Annotated in this window: 14 protein-coding genes; 8 read left to right on the top strand and 6 right to left on the bottom strand. The window is 37.7% G+C overall.

What is annotated here, in order from left to right; all coding sequences use genetic code 11:
* The 4 genes from I2F23_RS07105 to I2F23_RS07090 all read left to right on the top strand — a co-directional run.
* Positions 1-5,057 (top strand): beta strand repeat-containing protein (locus I2F23_RS07105; RefSeq protein ID WP_195771865.1); only part of this gene is annotated, 5,057 nt, incomplete at its 5' end.
* An 87-nt stretch (positions 5,058-5,144) separates the two neighbouring features.
* Positions 5,145-5,957, top strand: coding sequence for a trimeric autotransporter adhesin/peptidogylcan-associated protein TpgA (gene tpgA, locus I2F23_RS07100; protein ID WP_195771864.1), 813 nt, complete (start codon positions 5,145-5,147; stop codon positions 5,955-5,957).
* Positions 5,958-6,471: 514 nt separating this feature from the next.
* Positions 6,472-8,301: a dihydroxy-acid dehydratase gene (ilvD, locus tag I2F23_RS07095; RefSeq protein ID WP_195771863.1), complete on the top strand. Its 1,830-nt coding sequence runs from the start codon at positions 6,472-6,474 to the stop codon at positions 8,299-8,301.
* A gap of 228 nt (positions 8,302-8,529) precedes the next feature.
* The gene (locus I2F23_RS07090; protein ID WP_195771862.1) at positions 8,530-9,807 is read left to right on the top strand and encodes a hypothetical protein; all 1,278 of its coding nucleotides are present in this window, start codon (positions 8,530-8,532) and stop codon (positions 9,805-9,807) included.
* Here I2F23_RS07090 and I2F23_RS07085 read toward each other — a convergent pair.
* The 5 genes from I2F23_RS07085 to I2F23_RS07065 form a co-directional block, all read right to left on the bottom strand.
* Entirely contained in the window at positions 9,804-10,367 is a 564-nt protein-coding gene (locus tag I2F23_RS07085) for an ankyrin repeat domain-containing protein (protein WP_195771861.1), read from the bottom strand. The genes I2F23_RS07090 and I2F23_RS07085 overlap by 4 nt on opposite strands.
* A gap of 73 nt (positions 10,368-10,440) precedes the next feature.
* Complete coding sequence (locus tag I2F23_RS07080) at positions 10,441-11,967, bottom strand: catalase (protein ID WP_211140211.1); 1,527 nt, start codon at positions 11,965-11,967, stop codon at positions 10,441-10,443.
* Between the two features lie 318 nt (positions 11,968-12,285).
* Entirely contained in the window at positions 12,286-12,981 is a 696-nt protein-coding gene (locus I2F23_RS07075) for an FKBP-type peptidyl-prolyl cis-trans isomerase (protein ID WP_195771860.1), read from the bottom strand.
* A 100-nt stretch (positions 12,982-13,081) separates the two neighbouring features.
* Entirely contained in the window at positions 13,082-13,975 is an 894-nt protein-coding gene (locus I2F23_RS07070; protein ID WP_195771859.1) for an FKBP-type peptidyl-prolyl cis-trans isomerase N-terminal domain-containing protein, read from the bottom strand.
* Positions 13,976-14,304: 329 nt separating this feature from the next.
* Positions 14,305-15,018 carry an FKBP-type peptidyl-prolyl cis-trans isomerase gene (locus tag I2F23_RS07065; protein ID WP_195771858.1) on the bottom strand — a complete coding sequence of 238 codons (714 nt, stop codon included), beginning with the start codon at positions 15,016-15,018 and terminating at the stop codon, positions 14,305-14,307.
* Positions 15,019-15,448: 430 nt separating this feature from the next.
* On the opposite strand from I2F23_RS07065, the gene galU reads away from it, so the two are divergent.
* The 4 genes from galU to galE are packed head-to-tail and all read left to right on the top strand — an operon-like array spanning position 15,449 to position 20,279.
* Entirely contained in the window at positions 15,449-16,324 is an 876-nt protein-coding gene (gene galU, locus I2F23_RS07060; protein ID WP_195771857.1) for a UTP--glucose-1-phosphate uridylyltransferase GalU, read from the top strand.
* Between the two features lie 13 nt (positions 16,325-16,337).
* Positions 16,338-17,597, top strand: coding sequence for a nucleotide sugar dehydrogenase (locus I2F23_RS07055; protein WP_195771856.1), 1,260 nt, complete (start codon positions 16,338-16,340; stop codon positions 17,595-17,597).
* A 35-nt stretch (positions 17,598-17,632) separates the two neighbouring features.
* Entirely contained in the window at positions 17,633-19,270 is a 1,638-nt protein-coding gene (gene pgi / locus I2F23_RS07050) for a glucose-6-phosphate isomerase (protein WP_228284793.1), read from the top strand.
* Positions 19,263-20,279 (top strand): UDP-glucose 4-epimerase GalE, encoded by a 1,017-nt coding sequence (gene galE / locus I2F23_RS07045; RefSeq protein WP_195771854.1) that lies wholly within the window; start codon positions 19,263-19,265, stop codon positions 20,277-20,279. Before pgi ends, galE begins: the two co-directional genes overlap by 8 nt.
* Before the next feature lie 9 nt (positions 20,280-20,288).
* Here galE and I2F23_RS07040 read toward each other — a convergent pair whose 3' ends face one another.
* Positions 20,289-21,137 (bottom strand): DnaJ domain-containing protein, encoded by an 849-nt coding sequence (locus I2F23_RS07040; protein WP_195771853.1) that lies wholly within the window; start codon positions 21,135-21,137, stop codon positions 20,289-20,291.
* Between the last annotated feature and the right edge of the window lie 21 nt (positions 21,138-21,158).

Genomic DNA, 21,158 nt, shown 5'->3' with positions numbered 1-21,158 from the left:
GTAAAGATGGAGTCAACGCTGCTAATACGGTTATCAGTAATGTAAAAGATGGTACCAATGCAACGGATGCGGCAAATAAAGGCCAAGTTGATGCAATGGGTGCAAGTCTGACCAACAAAGGTCTAAACTTTGCAGGTGATAGCGGTACAGATGTTGCACGTAAGTTGGGTGATACATTAAGCATCAAAGGTGGTGCAGACAGCACGAAACTGACAGACAATAACATCGGTGTGGTTGCAAACGGCACAGATGGTCTTGAGGTTAAACTGGCTAAAGATGTGAATTTGGGTAGTGACGGTAGCATTACTGCAGGTAATACATCTTTAAATAATAGTGGGCTAACTATAAATAATGGTCCAAGTATTACATCATCTGGTATTAATGCTGCAGGTACTAAAGTAACCAATGTTGCAGATGGTACAGATACATCTGACGCTGTAAACAAAGGCCAGCTAAATACTTTAGAATCTGAAGTTAATAATAAGTTTAATGATCTTTCAACCAAAGGCAGTTCAACGCAGGACGGTTCTGGAAATAGTTCTACAACTACTGCATCTGGTACAACTGTTACAGACAAAGATGGTAATACAAATTCATCTACATCTACTGGGAATACTGTTTCAGGTAAAGATGGTAACAGTACGACGACTACGGCCGATGGTACAACAAGTAAAGACAAAGACGGTAATAGCAATACATCGACAGCAACAAGCAATACGCTTGCAGACAAAGATGGTAATAGCAACACGTCAACAGCAACAAGCAATACACTTGCTGGTAAAGATGGTAACAGTACGACGACTACGGCTGATGGTACAACAAGCAAAGACAAAGACGGCAATAGCAATACATCGACAGCAACGAGCAATACGCTTGCAGACAAAGATGGTAATAGCAATACGTCAACAGCAACAAGCAATACACTTGCTGGTAAAGATGGCAATAGTACGACGACTACGGCTGATGGTACGACAATTAAAGACAAAGATGGCAATAGCAATACATCGACGTCTACCAGTAATACGATCACAGATGGTAAGAATACGACCACTACAACAGCATCTGGTACAACCTATGGCAGTGCAGACCCATCTGATAAAACAAGCACGAATATTGGTCAAAATGGCCTAAGCTTTACAGATGCGTCTGGCAATAAGACAGGGCCAAGTGTGACAGCATCAGGTATTGATGCAGGTAATGAAAAAATTACCAATGTTGCAGATGGTACAGTGAGCCCGACATCTAAAGATGCAGTGAACGGTAGCCAACTTTATACAGCAACCACAGATTTAACGAATAAAGGTCTAAATTTTGCTGATACGAATGGCACAGTTACGCATAAAAACTTAGGTGAAACGTTAACGATTAAAGGTACAGGTACAAAAGCTGATGATCAGTACAATACTGATAATCTAAAAACAACCACAGATAGTAATGGCAATATTGTGGTTGGATTGGATAAAAATGCAACTTTTGATAGTTTAAATGCTGGTGGAACCACAGTTAACTCAACTGGCTTAACTATAAACAATGGTCCAAGCATTACGACATCTGGTATTAATGCCGCAGGTACCAAAGTGACCAATGTTGCAGATGGTACAGATACATCTGATGCTGTAAATAAAGGTCAGCTTAATACCTTACAATCAGAAATGAACAGTAAGTTTGATGATCTTTCAACTAAAGGTAGTTCAACACAGGACAGTTCTGGAAATAGTTCGAGCACAACAGCATCTGGAACGATTGTTACAGATAAAGATGGTAATACAAATTCATCTACATCTACTGGGAATACTGTTTCAGGTAAAGATGGTAACAGTACGACGACTACGGCTGATGGTACGACGACTAAAGACAAAGACGGCAATAGCAATACATCAACAGCAACAAGCAATACACTTGCTGGCAAAGATGGTAACAGTACGACGACTACGGCTGATGGTACGACGACTAAAGATAAAGATGGTAATAGCAACACGTCAACAGCAACAAGCAATACACTTGCTGGTAAAGATGGCAACAGTACGACGACTACGGCTGATGGTACGACGACTAAAGACAAAGATGGCAATAGCAATACATCGACGTCTACCAGTAATACGATTACGGATGGTAAGAATACGACCACTACAACAGCATCTGGTACAACCTATGGCAGTGCAGACCCATCTGATAAAACAAGCACGAATATTGGTCAAAATGGCCTAAGTTTTACAGACGCGTCTGGCAATAAGACAGGCCCAAGTGTGACAGCATCAGGTATTGATGCAGGTAATGAAAAAATTACCAATGTTGCAGACGGTACAGTGAGCCCGACATCTAAAGATGCAGTGAACGGTAGCCAACTTTATACAGCAACAACAGATTTAACGAATAAAGGTCTAAATTTTGCTGATACGAATGGCACAGTTACGCATAAAAACTTAGGTGAAACGTTAACGATTAAAGGAACAGGTACAAAAGCTGACGATCAGTACAATACCGACAATTTAAAAACAACCACAGATAGTAATGGCAATATTGTGGTTGGCTTAGACAGAAATGCGAGTTTCGATAGTCTTGCTTTAGGTGGAACGACATTAAACTCAACTGGCTTAACCATAAATAATGGTCCAAGCATTACGACATCTGGTATTAATGCCGCAGGTACTAAAGTGACCAATGTTGCCAACGGTACAGATGCTCAAGATGCGGTAAACAAAGGCCAGCTTGATGCTTTAGCAACCAACATTAGTAACAATGTGACGAATGTAACGGATGGTAATGGCAATAAAGTTAATGTGAGCAGTGAAGTTGTAAATAGCTCTCCAAATAACAGCAATACAGAGTCTATGTTCCTTACATATGACAAAAGTGGTCAGGAAACGACAGATCGTTTAACTATTGGTCAAACTGTTCAGAAAATGAATACCGAAGGTGTGAAATATGCACATACCAATGGTAGTACTGACATTGTAGATGGTAAGACAAATGACTCGAGTGCAGGCGGTACAAACTCGACAGCAATTGGTGTAAATGCAGTGATTAACTCAGGTGCAGATAATACAATTGCTTTAGGTAAGAGTACATCTGCTGCTGGAACAGCGACTAACTCCGTTGTTATTGGTAATAACTCAAGTGTGACGGGTGCTTCATCTGTTGCAATTGGTGATGGTGCTGTTGCTTCTGGTACTCAATCTATTAGCGTGGGTACTGGTAACAATGTGACTGGAAATCATTCTGGTGCATTTGGTGACCCGAGCACAATTACTGGCAATGAAAGCTATGTATTAGGTAACAACAATACTGTAAGTACAGATAATACGTTTGTGGTTGGTAATAACGTTCAAGCAACAACTGCAGGGTCAGTCGTTTTAGGCAACAACTCTGCTGCTCGTACAGGCGCTGGTGTAAATGGTTATGTCCCAACAGGTGCAACAAGTGCGAATCAGTCTGCAATCAATGCAACTACATCAACAACAGGTGCAATAGCAGTTGGCGATTCACAAAATAATGTTTATCGTCAAATTACAGGTGTTGCTGCAGGAACAGCAGACAGTGATGCGGTGAATGTTGCACAGCTAAAAGCAGTTGATGACAAAATACTTGCCTTAAAAACTGAAGGAAACACAGTAAGTGATTCTTCTGGTAATACGAATATTAGTAATGCAACAGGCAATACGGTTTCTGGTAATACAAGTAATGGGGGTACAACAACTTCAAATACCTCTGCTGCTGGTACAACAGTGACTGCAAAAGATGCCAATGGCAATGTTGTCAATAATGCGAACTATAGTGCGACACAGGCGAGTTTGTCTGATGCCAATGGCAACAATACGACCACTACGGCGAATGGTGTATCGGTTACTGGTAAAGACAGTAACGGCAATACAACAAACGCAAACTATGGTGCAAACAATGCCAAATATACAAACGCAGATGGTTCAAGCACGACAGTAGGTGGCAATGGTGTTAGCTTTGCAGACAAAAATGGCAATGCAACTGGTCCAAGTATTACAGCTTCAGGATTAGATGCTGGTAACCAGAAAGTTACAAATGTTGCAGATGGTGCTGTTACTTCTACTTCTAAAGATGCTGTCAATGGTAGCCAACTGTATTCAGTACAAAGCCAGTTAGATTCTCTAAAAACATCTGGAAATACTGTGACAGACAGTACAGGTAATACGAACCAATCTACTGCTACAGGTAATACAGTTAAGGATGCGTCTGGCAATACGAATCAGACAACGGCAACATCGAATACGCTTAGTGGTAAAGATGCGTCTGGCAATGCGGTTAGTTCTACAACAACGGCATCAGGAACAAACGTTGCAACAAAAGATAGCTCAGGCAATGTGATTAATAATGCAAATTATACATCTACACAAGCGAGTTTATCTGATGCGAAAGGAAACTCTGCAACCACTACAGCAACAGGAACGACATATACAGGTGCAGATAAAACAAGCTCAACGATTAACAACAATGGTTTAAGCTTTAAAGATGCATCTGGCACAGCAACAGGTCCAAGTGTAACAGCTTCAGGAATTGATGCAGGAAATCAAAAAGTCACAAATGTTTCAAATGGTAGCATTGGTTCGACATCTAAAGATGCTGTGAATGGTTCACAAGTGTACGCTGCAAATGCTTCTATCGCAGCGGCACTAGGTGGTAGTGCAGCAGTCAATGCAGATGGAACGCTTTCTAGCCCGACCTATAAAGTGGCGAACAGTAGCTACAGTAATGTTGGTGATGCATTAACGGCTGTGGATAACCGTGTTGGAAATGTGGAAAACAATTTGAACCAAGCATTTGCCTATACGAATAACCGTATTAATAAACTTGAAGACAAACTATCTTCAGGTATTGCAGCAACCGCTGCTTTAGAGCAAGCACCATATGTTGCAGGTAAATGGACATATGCGGCAGGAGCTTCTTATTACAATAACCAAGGTGCAATCGGTGCGACATTACGTCGTACAGCAGACAATGGTCGTTGGTCAATGAGTGGTGGTGTCGCAGGTGGTAATAATGGCTCGCCATTATTCCGTGTAGGTATCTCAGGTGTGATTGACTAAGTTATAGACTAGATAAACTGGGATCGTTTGTAGCGTATGACAAGCGATCTCATACCATCTGTTCACAATTTCAAGAGTATAAAACAAATGAAAAAAATAATATCTACATTGTTCATGAGCACAGCACTTACACTTACGATGTTGTCTATGTCAGCTAAAGCTGAGGAGGTTAGTGCAACAAGTGATTCCGACATTCAGTTTCCAGATGTGAAAGATAGCTACTTAAAACAAGTTTCACGTTACGAATACGGCACAATTGCAAATTTATCTACAGGGTTAACAAAGGATCAATACCGTCACTTACTGGGCAACCCTCAGTTTAGTGAGGGCTTACTTTTTGTTCGTACATGGAATTATGTGTTAGATATTCGCGTACCTAACACACAACAATATAAGCGTTGCCAATTACGTATAGATTTTGATAAGGATTATATTGGCGAGCACTTATATTGGAAGGGTGAAGAATGTCAGGGGCTTATGGATTGGGGTGTAAATAATCATCCTGTAATCGTACCTGCACCTATTCCTGTTAAACAAGAAGTGATTCCACATACAGCATATGTATTATTTGCGTTTGATCGTTCAGATAAGAAAGCAATTGTTTCAACAGATAGTCCTATCGAAACCATTGTTCGTGAAATTAAAAAATCTGACACTCAGAAGGTGACAGTGACGGGTTACACCGATACCAAAGGTTCGTATAGCTACAATCAGAAACTTTCTCAAGCACGTGCTAAAACAGTCGAGCAAGCTCTCATTCAGTCTGGTATTTCTGCAGAGATTATTCATGTGGTTGCTGCAAATAAGACAAGTCAGTTTGAGCAGTGTAAGGGAGAGCAGCGTACGGTGGCTAAGAGATCATGTGAGTCTCCAAACAGACGCGTTGTTGTGGAGTGGTAATTGATATATTTTAAAAAGCCATCGAATCAGGTGGCTTTTTTATATCCTATAAAAAATATTTATCAATAATAAAAAAATATTCATTAAAGTTTAATCCCTTATTGGGTAAATGAATGATGTTTGGCCTTTTAGAAAGTAAAACTGTTCTATAGAATGAAAAAGAATATGATGATCTAAATTAGGAAATAAATAAGAGATCCTTATTATTAATAATGTAGATGATGAATATATTGAGATTTTGGAAATACGCCTTTGAGTCTAAACGACTATTGTTGGCTTCTTATGCAAGCTCACCCAACCTAATATATAGGTATTGCTGCTTCCAATAAGCGTGATTTTCCATATCTATGATGTTGCATGCTTACCTCATTGTTACGATGGCATGTTTATATAAATCAACATCTAACTTACTGTCACTCTTTGTATGAGAAAGCGAACTGGCTCATTTCATACAGCAATTGTACGTTTAGCCAGAGATCGTAACTCATCTCAAGCATAAAAATTGGAAACACTAATGCCTGATTATCGTTCTAAAACATCAACACATGGAAGAAACATGGCAGGAGCACGTGGTTTATGGCGTGCAACTGGTATGAAAGATGAAGATTTTGGCAAGCCCATTATTGCTGTTGTTAATTCGTTTACGCAATTTGTTCCAGGTCATGTACATTTAAAAGACCTTGGGCAATTGGTTGCAGAGCAAATACAAGCAGCTGGTGGTGTTGCAAAAGAATTTAATACCATTGCAGTCGATGATGGTATTGCAATGGGTCATGATGGGATGCTGTATTCTTTACCTTCTCGTGATTTAATTGCTGACTCTGTAGAGTATATGGTAAGCGCGCACTGCGCAGATGCCATGGTTTGTATTTCAAACTGCGATAAAATTACGCCGGGAATGCTCATGGCATCTATGCGTCTAAATATCCCTGTTATTTTTGTATCAGGTGGCCCAATGGAGGCCGGCAAAGTAAAATTTAGAGGCAATGAAAAGGCAATTGATCTTGTAGATGCAATGGTTGTTGCAGCAGATGATAGCTATACCGATGAAGAAGTAAAAGATTTTGAACGTTCTGCATGCCCGACATGCGGTTCATGTTCAGGCATGTTTACAGCAAATTCAATGAACTGTTTAACAGAAGCACTTGGTTTGTCTTTGCCAGGTAATGGTTCAATCGTAGCTACGCATGCCAACCGTAAAAAACTTTTCTTAAAAGCGGGTGAGCAAATTGTAAAAATTGCGAAGCGCTACTACGAAGAAAATGACGAATCTGTATTACCTCGTTCAATTGCAACCAAAGCAGCATTTAAAAATGCAATGACGTTAGATGTCGCGATGGGTGGCTCAACCAATACGGTATTACACTTATTGGCGGCTGCACATGAAGCCGAAGTTGATTTCACTATGGCTGATATCGATCAGCTGTCTCGTCATGTTCCTGTACTTTGTAAAGTTGCACCTGCAAAACAAGATGTTCACATGGAAGATGTGCACCGTGCAGGTGGAATTATGGCAATTTTAGGTGAGTTAGAGCGTGCACAATTACTTGACACATCTGTAAGTACAGTACACGAGAAAACATTGGCAGATGCGATTAATAAGTGGGATATCATTTCTCATGAAGACCCTGAAATCTATGAGTTTTATCGCTCTTCTCCAGGTGGTGTACCTACGCAAGTTGCATTCTCACAAAACCGCTACTATCCAACTTTAGATGGTAACCGTGAAACTGGCGTTATTCGTAGTGCAGAACATGCTTTTTCTCAAGATGGTGGTTTAGCTGTATTGTTTGGAAATATTGCTCTTGATGGCTGTATTGTAAAAACAGCAGGCGTAGATGACTCTATTTTGAAATTTACTGGTCAAGCACGTGTATTTGAAAGCCAAGATGCTGCGGTGGAAGCGATTTTAGGGCATGATATTAAAGCGGGCGATGTGGTTGTCATTCGCTATGAAGGCCCTCGTGGTGGTCCGGGCATGCAAGAAATGCTTTACCCTACAAGCTATTTAAAATCAAAAGGATTGGGCAAAGATTGTGCCTTAATTACGGATGGCCGTTTCTCGGGTGGCTCTTCTGGTCTATCTATTGGGCATATTTCACCTGAAGCAGCAGAGGGTGGGGCAATTGGTCTCATCGAAGATGGTGATATTATTGAAATTGATATTCCAAACCGTAGCATGAATGTGAAAGTGGATGATGAAACACTTGCACAACGCCGTGCAATTCAAGAAGAAAAGGGTTGGAAACCAAAAGAAGAGAGAAAGCGTAAAGTCTCTAAAGCACTGAAGATTTATGCACAACACACGACAAGTGCAGCAAAAGGTGCAGTAAGAACGCTGTAAATAATTACTCTTTAAAAACCGCTATAATTCATTTATAGCGGTTTTTTTATATAAAAATTAAAACACCCTTAAATTTTCTTTTACAATAGAATATCTCACGCAGAAACTTTAATTTTTGCTAAACTTTAAATTCATCGAACAACAATAAACTTTGAGTGTGACAATCTCATTTGATTCACTTGTTGCCCTCACTGTTGAATGAAGAAATTATATTTAGAGGCGCATTACATGTCTTTTTTACGTCGGTGGTTGGATCCAATTCATTCGAAATGGTTCTATAAGAAGCCAACACGTCAGGATGTATTACCTATAGATCAGGGTTTAACAATCCACTTGCGTCTAGATGATGTATATAGCTATCTTATCGTACAGCAGTTGGCAAAACTGAACGAAATTTTAGTGGATGAATTAAAGCCTCTAAAAATTGTAATTTCTAAGCATGTGGCTGTGCCACCGAATAATATGACTGCCGAAGAATGGCAAAATTATACGCTTAATGATGCTAAAAATTTAGCAAAACAGCATGGTTTTGGTTACGATGATCAACCAGAACTGCCTTCTCAAAGTGCTTTAGAACAAGCAGAAATTATTTTAAAAAACACACCTTTAAGGGATGAGAAGTTTTTATATTTACTAGAAGATGTATTTCATATGCTGTGGCAACAACAATATGGCAAATTACGTATTTTGTATGTAATGGCCAGCACTCAGCATAAAGCACAACAGTTTCCAGAACGTACATTTAATCAGGACGCAATTCTAGCGAGCTATTTTGAGTTTGGTGGAAAAAAATATAATGCATTTGATGATTTGCTGCGTTTAACGCGCCGTTTAAAGCAACAAAAGTTATTGACGGATAATCCTATTTTCTTAATTAATCATATTGAATGGCGTGAGCATTTAATTAATGATGCTGAAGAGCTTGCAGATATTCAAGCAATGCAACCTGAGCTAGATTTATACATTGCTTTAGAAGATCCAATTAGCTGGCTATTGTTGTCTTATATTAAAGAAGAGTTAGCAGACTATTATAATATTCAGCTCCGAATTTATCCATTAAGCTATCATGGACGTGATCAATTCGATTGGCCACTCGCTGTAAGATTATCTAAACGTACCAAAGTGGCATTTACACCGTTTTGTCGACCTACAGAGCACGCTACATCGGAGATGGCTAAACTGTTTTATAGTGTAGATGATGATGCAAAAGTTGACACCATGTACCATATTTTAGAAGCTGCTTGGGTACATGGTAAAGACTTGTCTTACAAGCCACATGTAGAGGCTGTTCGCAAAGAACTGTCCATAGATCGTCATACTGAACAAGATGTACAAGCACGTTTAAAGCAAAATGATATTGAGTGTTTGGCAAAGCATCAACCAAACTTTCCTGTGCTTGTACTGAGAGTACAGGGGCGTGTATATACATTTAATAGTTTATATCGGGTATGGATGATTGAAAGTATTTTGAGTCAAGTCTTAGAAAAGTATTATCAATCTAGTTAGTTAAAGTTGCCCTGACTTAAATTATCAACACTATTACCACGTTTGTCTTTAAGTTCAGTATTTGCACCTTGTTTAACAAGTGCATCAAGAATTTCTTTACGTTGAAATAGAGCAGCATACATACTTGCTGTCTGACCAGAACCATTGGTTTGATCGGGTGAGCAACCAGCTTTCATAAGGGTCCTTGCAATACGCAATTCGCCTTTGAAAATAGCACCCATAAGTGCGGTATTACCTGTCTTATCCTGTACACATGCGTTTGCACCTGCTTTTAGCAACTGATTAACTGCCTCAGGATGACCATGATAGGCTGCTAAAATAAGGGCAGTGTATCCCTTTTCATCCTGAATATTTAGGTTATACCCAGCTTGAATAAACTCTTGCAACATCTCAGTATTGCCTTGGCGTGCAGCATCAAAATAATACTGATTGAGCTTAGATTTTATTTCTTTAGGTGATGACGTAGATGTTTGGGTCTGAAAAGAGGCCGGCGTATCTGCAAGGCTGAGCGGTGAATAAGCAAATAGAGCTGCTGTTAAAAATACATATAAAAACTTCATTACAATCCCTCTTTGATGAGACATCATGTATGCATGTCACATACATGATGTTGATTCTCACATTTGTGAAAAATTAGTCTTGTAATTGAGCAGCCATTGCTTTCACACGGTTTACATCAACTTTTGCAATTTTTGAAACACCTGTACCGTATTCAGGATCGGCTTTATATAAGAATGATGCAATTTTATATTTTGCAGATTCATCAGCCCCTGAAAGTGCGCCACCAAAGTTCTCAATTAAGTCACGGCGTTCTGCTGTGGTAAATGAGCGGTATAAATCACCAGCTTGTTTGAAATTCTGTTCTTTTTGAATTTTAGTTTGCTGTGTTTTCCCGTTTAGCGCTGACTCAGTATAGCGAGCAGATGCAACTTGCGGTCTTGGGTTACGTGCACTTGGTTCATAGTTAACAGATGATGTTGTATGACCGAAGTTCATTGCACCATCTTGGTTTCCATTATTTACAGCAACCATAGGACGGTTAATTGGTAGGCTTAAACCATTTGCACCTAAACGATACATCTGTGTATCAGAGTATGCAAATACACGACCTTGAAGAAGTTTATCTTCAGAGAACTCGATACCAGGAACAATGTTTGCAGGCGCCATAGCCACTTGCTCAGTTTCTTGGAAGAAATTATCTACATTCTTATTCAGTACCATTTGCCCAATTTTATGTTCAGGAACATTTGGCCAAATTTTTGTCGCATCCAATGGGTTAAAGTCAAATTTATCTAAGTCTTCAGGAGTAAGTACCTGAATATAAAGATCCCATTTTGGATAGTCACCACGTTTAATACTGTTCACTAGATCAGTTGTCATATGACTATAATCTTGACCTTGAACAACTGGAACTTCTTTTGGTGTTAAGTTTTTAGTGCCTTGTAAGCTTTTCCAATGGAATTTAACGTAGTGTACTTCACCCTTAGCATTTACAAGTTTATATGCATGTACACCGTTACCATCCATGAAACGGTAGCCTACTGGTGTACCATTGTCTGAGAAAAGTTCTGTGAGGGTACGAGTTGCTTCAGGAATATGTTGGAAGAAATCAAACGTACGACCCATATCATCTAAGTTATTTTGCGGGTTTGGTTTGAAAGCATGAACCATATCTGGGAATTTAATCGCATCACGAATAAAGAAAGTTGGAAAGTTATTACCTACCAAATCCCAGTTTCCATCTTGTGTATAAAACTTCGTTGCAAAACCACGAGGATCACGCAATGTTTCAGGGGAATGATTTCCATGAACTACAGATGAAAAGCGTACAAATACAGGTGTTTGTGTTCCTGGTTTAAATACTTTTGCAATTGTTAAGTCTGAGATGTCTGCAGATGGTGTAAATACACCATGTACACCTGTACCTCTAGCATGCACAACACGTTCAGGAATGCGCTCACGGTCAAAACGTTGTAGTTTTTGAATAAGTTGAACATCTTGAAGAAGTGTCGGACCATTCGCACCTGCTGTTTGTGAGTTTTGGTTATCTCCAACGAGAGCACCGTTGTCACGAGTAAGTGGGTCTGCTGCAATGGTCATTTGTGATGCAAAAGTCGGAGCAATCAATATTGCGATTGCTAAAGGATGTTTTAAATTCATATTTTTCCTAAAAAACTCAATATCATGCTTGAGTATTAATTTTAATCAGATTATTCTCATATTTAAATTAGATTAAACTGATCTAATTAATAGTTATAACCGATCGTTATATTTGTTGACGACTCTACTCAGAGTCACAATTATAATTTAGATCGATGGTTGTTTTGCATTATTATATTTTGCAATTGAACCAGATTATATTTTTAATTTTTCATATGAATTTGTAAATATATTGTATGTAATATTATTTTATAATAGAAAGTTGCGACAAATTGAATTATTCATTTTATCGCAAATTATCTACAGAACACTTAAATTCTAATTTTCTACTTTTAAGAGTTCAACATCGAAAATGAGTGTACTATTCGGTTGTATGGTGTCGCCTGCACCAATTGTTCCATATCCCAGTTGAGCAGGAATAAAGAAGCGAGACTTTCCACCTTCTTTCATAGTAAGCAGACCCTGTGCTAACCCTGTAACCACATCCTTGACTTGTAATGTGACAGGTTGCTGGCGTGCAATAGAACTGTCAAATACAGTACCATCAATGAGTCGCCCCTCATAGTTGAGTCGAACAGTACTGGTAGACTTAGGACTAATACCTGTCCCTTCTTGTAATGTAATATATTGCAGCCCTGTTTTTGTGGTGATCACACCAGATTTTTTCATATTTTTTTGAAGAAAGCTGTCTCCTAATTTTTGGTTACTTTCCGCTTGTTGCTTTAACTCAAAAAACTCTTTTGCTTCTGTTTGCTTTTTATAGGTCATAAGTACTTGACCCATCTGTTCTTCATTTAGGGCAGGGGTAGTATTCTGAGCAGCATTTGTGAGGCCTTGAATAAAAGCATCTAAATTAATGCCCTGTAATGCTTCAGTATTATTTTTACCTAGTAAATAGCCAAGACTATATCCTGCTTGATCACTTAAAGCACTTTGAGTATTAATTGTTGTTGCACTAGCAATATTTGTGATACAGGAGAGAGAAAAAATAGCGAAAATCAGATTTTTTTTCATTATTTTATCCTTTGATTGATAATGTAACAAAGGTATCTCAGGAGAGATACCTTTGTATAGTGAATTTCATTAAAAATGTATTTGATGAGACAAACAAAAATTATTCGATACTTTGTAAATCTACATCAACAATTACAGCTGTATTGGCTGGAACAGAAGAGTTAAAGTCACGAATACCTGACGTTAAACCAGTTGGAATAAAGAATCGTGTTTTACCTTTTTCACGCATTGTTTGCACACCTTCTGCAAGTGCAGGCATTAAGCGATTCAATCTTAAGTACTGATCTGTTTGACGAGCCAGCGTTTTGTCATTTAAATCTTTAATTTCATAAGAAATACGCACGTTCTGTTGGTCACGTGGAATACGACCTAAACCTGCTTTCAATACTTGGTATTGTAGTCCAGAGTTTGTCGTTACCACACCTAAGCGACGTCCATTTTCAGCAAAGAATGTACGATCATTTACGTTGCTTGCGCCACGTTGTTGCGAGTTTTCAGCTTGATTACTCGAATTATTACGTGAGTTTGTATTTCCTACGTTACTGTTACCAGTATTAGAGTTTCTTGTATTTTGGTTGTTGCTCGAATAGCCTTCATCTCTGCTATTTTGGTTATAGCTATTATTACCATAGCTTTCGTTACGTGTATTTTGGTTAGAGCTATTATTAGCATAGCTTTCATTACGTGTATTGTGGCTTTGATTGTTTGAGCTGTTCGTGTTTACATTTCGAGAAGAACGATTATCTTCTTGGTTGTTCGTTCTGCTCGAGTTTTGTCTGTTACTGTTGTTATCGGTATTCTGATTACGAGAGTCTCTTCTTTGCCCATCTTCAATACCTTGACGCAATGCAGTAGATGCATCTTTATTATTTGCGAGTTGCGTACCTAGTCTGTAAGCCTCTTGGTCGCTAACATTGTTGTTGCTATTTGCTGTTGCCAATGTTGCTGTAGTTGCTAACGTGACTGAAAATAGGCCAACTATAGTCTTATTCATGTCGATATTCCCAAAAAAAATCAAATAAATTAAGTAATACCTAGCTTACATACACTGAAATCAATGAATGAATAAGGCTATGCAGGTATTGTTTTCCATATAGATGTCTAATGCTCTATACATGAAATTAGAAGATACTACGGGATAGATTAAAAATAAGTAGTATTTTTTTATATTAACGCTTTAAGAAAGATATTCCTAGTCTTGATTTTTTTTGATCAATTTTTGTTATAAAAATCAATAGATAAGTAAAGTAAATTAATGGGTAAAGCATGAGGTGGGATAGAAAATTAACAGATATTTTCTATCCCGAAATGTTTATTTATGTGTTATTTCACTTGCAAAAGCTCTACTTTGAAGATTAAAACACTATTTGCAGGAATATTGCCAACTGGATGTTCGCCATAGCCTAGTTTGGCAGGTACATAAAGCATAATGCTACCACCTTCTTTAATTTTAGGAATACCTTCAATCCAGCCTGGAATAGTTGAGCCTAATGCAAGTTCAACAGGCTCATTACGGCTGTAAGTGCTGTCAAATACAGTACCGTCAACCAGTTTTCCTTCGTAGTTCACTTTAACAGTAGAGTTAGCGGTTGGGGCTTTACCTGTACCTTCTTTCAGAATTTGATACTGTAAGCCAGATGGTGCTGTTTTTATCTCAGGTTTTTTTGCATTGTCTGCTAAAAACTGTTCATTCTTTTTCACAGCTTCTTGTGCTTTTTGAGCTACGGTTTTTTGATAGCTTTCAAAAGCAGCTTTAATTTCATCTTGAGTATAAATTGAGTCTTTATGTGCTTTACCTTCTTCAATACCTAAAGCGAGTTGCTTTGTATTGATCTCAGCAGGAAGCTGGGCACCGAGTTGATAACCTTGGGCATAGCTTAGAACTTCTAAAGGATCTGTGCTTTTTTGATCTTTAGTCGCAGCTGCAGAGGCTTTATTATCTTTTTGTGCTGTCTCTGATTTAGAGCAACCAGTAAGTGGAAGTAGTGTAAGACTGCTGACTAAAATAGCAGCTGAAATAGGTAGAATTTTACGCATAAAAAATCCAAAAAATTACATGAATACGAACTCATATGAACAATTTCCTTTGTTCATAAAAGCATACCTCAGTAAGGTATAACATATTTAAATGACTAAAATAGCACTAGCGTATAAATATGTAAAAAAACATCTTGATACTTTATGTAAAATTATATTTAGAATTAATTATCTGATGTGATTGAAATTTTTTAATAGAAATTTTTAAAATGGCAGAACTTTAAAATTTAGAATAAAACAATTCTAAATTTTATTTATGTATATTTTTTATGGATTTATTCCATCTGTATTATAATATATTATATGATGCCTTAGTTCTTTAAGATGACAAAAAGAATTAACTAAATTTGAATAAAATTATATTCAATTTAATCTAACTAGAATATATCATCAAACCAATAAATTTTTTCTTAATGAAAGCAGAGTTGTTATGATTAAAAAAGCTATTCTTCCAGTTGCAGGTTTAGGAACACGCTTTTTACCCGCCAGTAAGTCTATTCCTAAAGAAATGGTTACAGTTGTAGATCGTCCAGCAATAGAATATGTAGTTAAAGAAGCAGTAGCTGCTGGAATCAAACAAATTATCTTGGTGACCCATAGCTCTAAAGCATCAATTGAAAATTACTTCGACCGTAATTTTGAACTAGAAACAACATTAGAAAAAAAGAATAAAATTGATTTGCTCAATGAAATTACAAAAATTGTACCCGAAGATGTATCTATTATTAGTGTAAGACAACCTCAACCACTCGGTTTAGGCCATGCTGTACTTTGTGCAAAAGACGTTATTGGAAGCGATGATTTTGCTGTACTACTTCCAGATGTATTGGTAAAAGAGAGAAGTTCAGAGAATGATCTTGCACAGATGGTGGCGCGTTTTAGCCAAACGAATGCTGCACAGATTATGGTCGAAGCCGTACCACGAGAGTTGGTAGATCAGTACGGAATTGTTGATGTAGATCAAACACCTCAAATGGGTGAAAGTGTGGTTATGAAGGGTATTGTTGAAAAGCCTTCAATTGATAAGGCACCGAGCAATCTGTCTGTGATTGGGCGTTACGTTCTACCTACAAAAATTATGAATATTTTAGAAACCACACCTAAAGGTGCTGGAAACGAAATTCAATTAACGGATGCAATTGCAACTTTGCAATCGAGCGATGTGGTTGAAGCTTTTAGAATGCAAGGTGAAACATTTGACTGTGGTAGTAAGTTAGGCTACTTGAAAGCTGTTTTGCACTACGGAATAGAGCATCCTAAATTAGGTCAAGAATTTAAAAAAATGATTGAAGAATTAAATATTTAAAAAAAGGAAAGTCATGAGAATTGCAATTTATGGAACAACATTAAATGCAGGCGTCATGGCGGGTTTATTTGCAGAATACGGACACCAAGCCTATTGGTGTCAGTATCCTGTAGAAGAATATGGTTGTTCAGTAGAATACCAAGATAAAACCGTTAATGATTTAATACAAAAACAAATTAATTATAAAAACTTAATTGTTTCTGAGTGTGAAGATATTCCAAACGATGTGGATGCATATTTTCTTGCATTTAATTCGCATGAGTATGAGTTTGCGGTACAGGTATTAAAAAATTTACAAGAACAACCCATTATTCATCCTAAACTTATGATTAATGGGTCAAGTTTTGGTCTAGAAGGTACAAAAAAATTACAAGCTTTTGCAACGAAAGATAATTGGTGTTACTTACCAGATATGGTTCAAGAGGGTAATGCACTTAACAGTATTACCAAAGTTCAACATATTGTTGTAGGTGTCGAAACTGCTGTTGCAAAAACTAAAATTAAAGAAATTTTAAGACCCTTTTATAGTTCAAATCATCACTATTTATTTATGCCTATTCAAGATGCGGAATTTACCAAGCTGAGTATTTCTGGCATGTTGGCAACTCGAATCAGTTATATGAATGACTTGGCACAAGTTGCTGAAAAAATGGGTGTAGATATTGCAAATGTTCGATTAGGCCTTGGTGCTGACTCTAGAATTGGTTCATCCTATTTAGCACCTGGTGTTGGCTTTGGTGGTGAAAACTTTTCACACGATATTATTACACTGACTAAAACCATTGCAGAAACTGGCACACGTAGTGAGTTGTTAGAACAAGTTTGGAATATTAACGAACAACAAAAAGAAGTGTTATTTCGTAAGCTATGGAATTACTATCAATGTAACCTCAAAGGCAAGGTGATTGCCATTTGGGGTGCTTCATTTAAAGAAAATACAGCTCGAATAAATTTTTCACCTATTCATGAGATGTTAACTGCATTGTGGGCACAAGGTGCAACGGTTCAACTACATGACCCGCAGGCATTGCCATTGATTGCAAAGAAATATGGTCGTCGTGATGATCTGATCTTGTGTGAACATCGTTATGAGGCTGTTGAAAATGCAGATGCTTTATGTTTACTGACAGCATGGAAAGAGTATTTAAGTTTAGATTATACGAGATTACATCAGTTGATGAGCCATCCACTCATTCTTGATGGTCGTAACGTATATGATGCAAATTATGTCAAAGCACAAGGCTTTGCATATGAAGGAGTTGGGCGAATATGAGCGACCAAAATATAACAAAGTTCCCAAAAGATATAATGAATACGCCGTACAATAACTTGAAAAAGCTTTCTACAAGTTTACAAAATGTTCATTTAAATGATCTTTTTAATCAGCACCCATCAAGATTCCAAGAATTTTCACAGACTTTTGAAGATCTTATTTTTGATTATAGTAAACAGCGCATTACAGCTCCTGTGCTTGAAGAGCTCGTTAACTTTGCTAAACAACAAAAATTAGATGATTGGATTGGTAAGCTTTTTTCGACTGAAGCCATTAACTATACTGAAAATCGTGCTGTAATGCATTGGGCGCTCAGGTTGCCACAGCAAGGAAGTCAACATCAGCTCTTAGCGAATCAAGTGAATGAACAACTTGAAAGAATGTATGCACTGGTTGAAAAAATTCATCAAGGACAATATCGTGGTGCGACAGGTGAAGTCATCCAAGATGTGGTGAATATTGGTGTAGGTGGTTCCGATCTTGGCCCATTAATGGTAAGCCATGCATTGTCTGATTTTAAGGTTCAGACGAAAGTGCCATTAAAGACTCATTTTGTTTCTACGATGGACGGTAGTCAATTATCTGATCTACTTCATCAGCTACGCCCGGAAACAACGCTCTTTATTATTTCTTCAAAATCATTTGGCACGATTGACACATTATCGAATGCAAAAACAGTACGCTTGTGGCTTGAAAAAGCCCTTGGTCAAACAAATAAGGTAATCAAGAACCATTTTATTGGCGTATCGACAAAGCCTGAAAAAATGACCGCTTGGGGAATTGATCCTGAAAAACAATTTTTACTTTGGGATTGGGTAGGTGGACGTTATTCACTCTGGTCATGTATTGGTTTACCAATTGCACTCACTGTCGGAGTTGAAGGGTTCAAGCAATTTCTTGCTGGTGCCTATTCAATGGATCAGCACTTTCAAAGTGCTCCATTTTTAGAAAATATTCCTGTGTTAATGGGACTACTTGGTGTATGGAATACTAACTTTTTAGACATGCAGACGCATGCAGTTCTACCATATGATGGTCGTTTAAAGTATTTTGCATCTTATTTACAACAGCTTGAAATGGAATCTAATGGTAAATCCATTCAGAGAAATCATAAAAAAGTTGAATTGAAAACATGTCCAATTGTATGGGGTGAAGTTGGTCCAAATGCCCAACATGCTTTTTATCAGTTACTGCACCAAGGTACACACTCTGTAAGTTGTGACTTTATTGCACCAGTACAACGTTATAATGCAAAACATTTTACTTATGTAGAGAATGCAGAGGCATTGGCTGTACAGCACAATTTGGCACTTTCTAATTGTTTAGCACAATCTAGGTTACTGGCATTTGGTAATCAAGCACTCGCGCAAGAAGAGTTAGATCATTTACCTGAATATAAGCAATACGAAGGGAATCAGCCCAGTACGACAATGCTTATTCAGGAATTAAGTCCATATACTTTAGGGGTGTTAATTGCGCTCTATGAACATAAAGTTTTCGTGCAATCTGTCATTTGGAATATTAATCCATTTGATCAGTGGGGCGTAGAAAAAGGTAAGGAAATTGCAAATCAATTGCTCCCTGTTTTAAATGGTGAACAAGATGACTTGTCAGCATTCGATGTGTCTACACAAGGATTATTAGAAATACTGCTCGGTAAGAAGGGTGTCTAATGTATTAGTGACTGGAGGGGCTGGTTTCATAGGTTCACATATGTGTCTTGCCCTTTTAGAATCTTGTCATGATGTAATCGTTATTGATAATTTATCGAATAGTTGTTTAGAACCACTAAAACGTGTAGAAAAACTCGCTCAAAAATCATTAATATTTATTGAGTGCGATATCCGTAATGATCAAAAGCTTAGACAAATATTCAAAGATCATTCAATTGATGCTGTTATTCATTTTGCAGGCTTAAAAGCAGTGGGAGAGAGTCAAAGATTTCCACTTTCGTATTTTGAACATAATATTGCAGGAAGCATTAGCCTATTTAAAGCAATGGAACAGGCCAATGTATTTAATATTGTATTTAGTTCGTCTGCGACTGTGTATGGAGAAAATAATAGATCGCCATACCGTGAAAATATGCCTGCCAATACGCCGTATAATAATTATGCATTTACAAAATTGATGACTGAGCAGATGCTAGAAAAATTAGCATTAGCAGATCAGCGTTGGTCTATCGCTCTATTGCGCTATTTCAATCCGATTGGTGCACATCAAAGTGGGCAAATTGGTGAAGATCCACGAGGAAAGCCCTATAACTTAATTCCTCATCTTACTCAGGTTGCTATAGGGAAAAGAGAAAAGTTATCTATATATGGTAATGACTATAACACTCCCGATGGCACATGTGTTCGCGATTATATTCATGTGGTCGATCTAGCAACTGCACATCTGCATGCTTTAGATAACCGTCTAAAAACAAATGGCTGTCGTACTTGGAATATTGGTACAGGGCAGGGGCACTCTGTATTAGAGATTAAAGAAACTTTTGAAAAAGTAAATCGGTTGGACATACCTTTTGAGTATGCACCACGCCGAGTAGGTGATTTACCTGCTTATTTTGCAGATAATCAACGTGCAATGAGAGAGCTTAAATGGCAACCCCAATTTCAATTAGAAGATATGTTAAAAGACAGTTGGAACTGGCAACGACAAAATCCAATGGGCTTTAAATAATATATTCATTTATGAAAGAGCCTTAAGAATACGTTCTTTTGCCTTTTGTATTTCGCTGACTTTTTCATTAAGTTTTTCTTTTTCAAGATCTGATGCATTGGGATGCTTGTCTGGATGATATTGCATCATTTTTTTGCGATATGCCTTAATTACGGCACTTTGATCATTTGTTTCGGATAGATCTAGTATTCGGTAAGCATCTGATAAGCTCGTCGTATTCGATTCTTCATTTCTATAGTTAGAATTGTCTTCATAGTGAGACTTAAACATATTAATAATGGTTTGATAGTGAAACGCATGCAGTTGCAGGTGCATTGCCAAATTTGTAAGGATTCTTTCCATATCTCGATCATTATAATCATTATAGTTTAAGCCTTGGCAACACATCTTAAAAATGGTAATACGTGTTTCATAATCAGAGGCAATACTTAATACACCCCTAAGAATCTGTGATAAATCTACACTTCGTTCTTTCAGTAGATTTTTAAGTAAACGTAAGTCAGTTTCATCTTTGCATTCTGCTTGAAATGCATTTTTGACATAACTTACTTTATCTGTCGACCATGTCTGATCTGGAAATGTTGTATAATAACTAACAAGTTCAATAATAGGTTTTAATCGAGTAATGTTATACGGCACTTGGTTTGAGTGCGTATAGTAGTTGTCATGACGACGGCGTGAACGGACAAACTTTTTTTCTTGAGTTGCTTGCAAAAAACACCCAACCAGAAAGCCAATAATTCCTCCTGTAGTTCCCCAAAATGTGCCCCCAATGACTGTTGATAAAATAACGAGCCAAAATTGAAAAATGAGGCCTAAAAAGCATATTCCTATAATAAGAAGAATAATCCAAAGCATAGTGTGAGTAAGATCAAGATT

Origin of the sequence: Acinetobacter pollinis, from assembly GCF_015627175.1 — a bacterium.
GTDB classification, from domain to species: domain Bacteria; phylum Pseudomonadota; class Gammaproteobacteria; order Pseudomonadales; family Moraxellaceae; genus Acinetobacter; species Acinetobacter pollinis.
Note: the sequence above shows the minus strand (reverse complement) of the source record. Positions and strands in the feature narration are given on the sequence as shown.

What these genes read in the sequence shown, in the direction of transcription:
- pgi (WP_228284793.1), top strand. Translation starts at nt 17,633, where the DNA reads ATGAATACGCCGTACAATAACTTGAAAAAGCTTTCTACAAGTTTACAA.
- I2F23_RS07090 (WP_195771862.1), top strand. Translation starts at nt 8,530, where the DNA reads ATGTCTTTTTTACGTCGGTGGTTGGATCCAATTCATTCGAAATGGTTC.
- ilvD (WP_195771863.1), top strand. Translation starts at nt 6,472, where the DNA reads ATGCCTGATTATCGTTCTAAAACATCAACACATGGAAGAAACATGGCA.
- I2F23_RS07070 (WP_195771859.1), bottom strand. Translation starts at nt 13,975, where the DNA reads ATGAATAAGACTATAGTTGGCCTATTTTCAGTCACGTTAGCAACTACA.
- I2F23_RS07075 (WP_195771860.1), bottom strand. Translation starts at nt 12,981, where the DNA reads ATGAAAAAAAATCTGATTTTCGCTATTTTTTCTCTCTCCTGTATCACA.
- I2F23_RS07080 (WP_211140211.1), bottom strand. Translation starts at nt 11,967, where the DNA reads ATGAATTTAAAACATCCTTTAGCAATCGCAATATTGATTGCTCCGACT.
- I2F23_RS07065 (WP_195771858.1), bottom strand. Translation starts at nt 15,018, where the DNA reads ATGCGTAAAATTCTACCTATTTCAGCTGCTATTTTAGTCAGCAGTCTT.
- I2F23_RS07040 (WP_195771853.1), bottom strand. Translation starts at nt 21,137, where the DNA reads ATGCTTTGGATTATTCTTCTTATTATAGGAATATGCTTTTTAGGCCTC.
- I2F23_RS07055 (WP_195771856.1), top strand. Translation starts at nt 16,338, where the DNA reads ATGAGAATTGCAATTTATGGAACAACATTAAATGCAGGCGTCATGGCG.
- galU (WP_195771857.1), top strand. Translation starts at nt 15,449, where the DNA reads ATGATTAAAAAAGCTATTCTTCCAGTTGCAGGTTTAGGAACACGCTTT.
- I2F23_RS07085 (WP_195771861.1), bottom strand. Translation starts at nt 10,367, where the DNA reads ATGAAGTTTTTATATGTATTTTTAACAGCAGCTCTATTTGCTTATTCA.
- tpgA (WP_195771864.1), top strand. Translation starts at nt 5,145, where the DNA reads ATGAAAAAAATAATATCTACATTGTTCATGAGCACAGCACTTACACTT.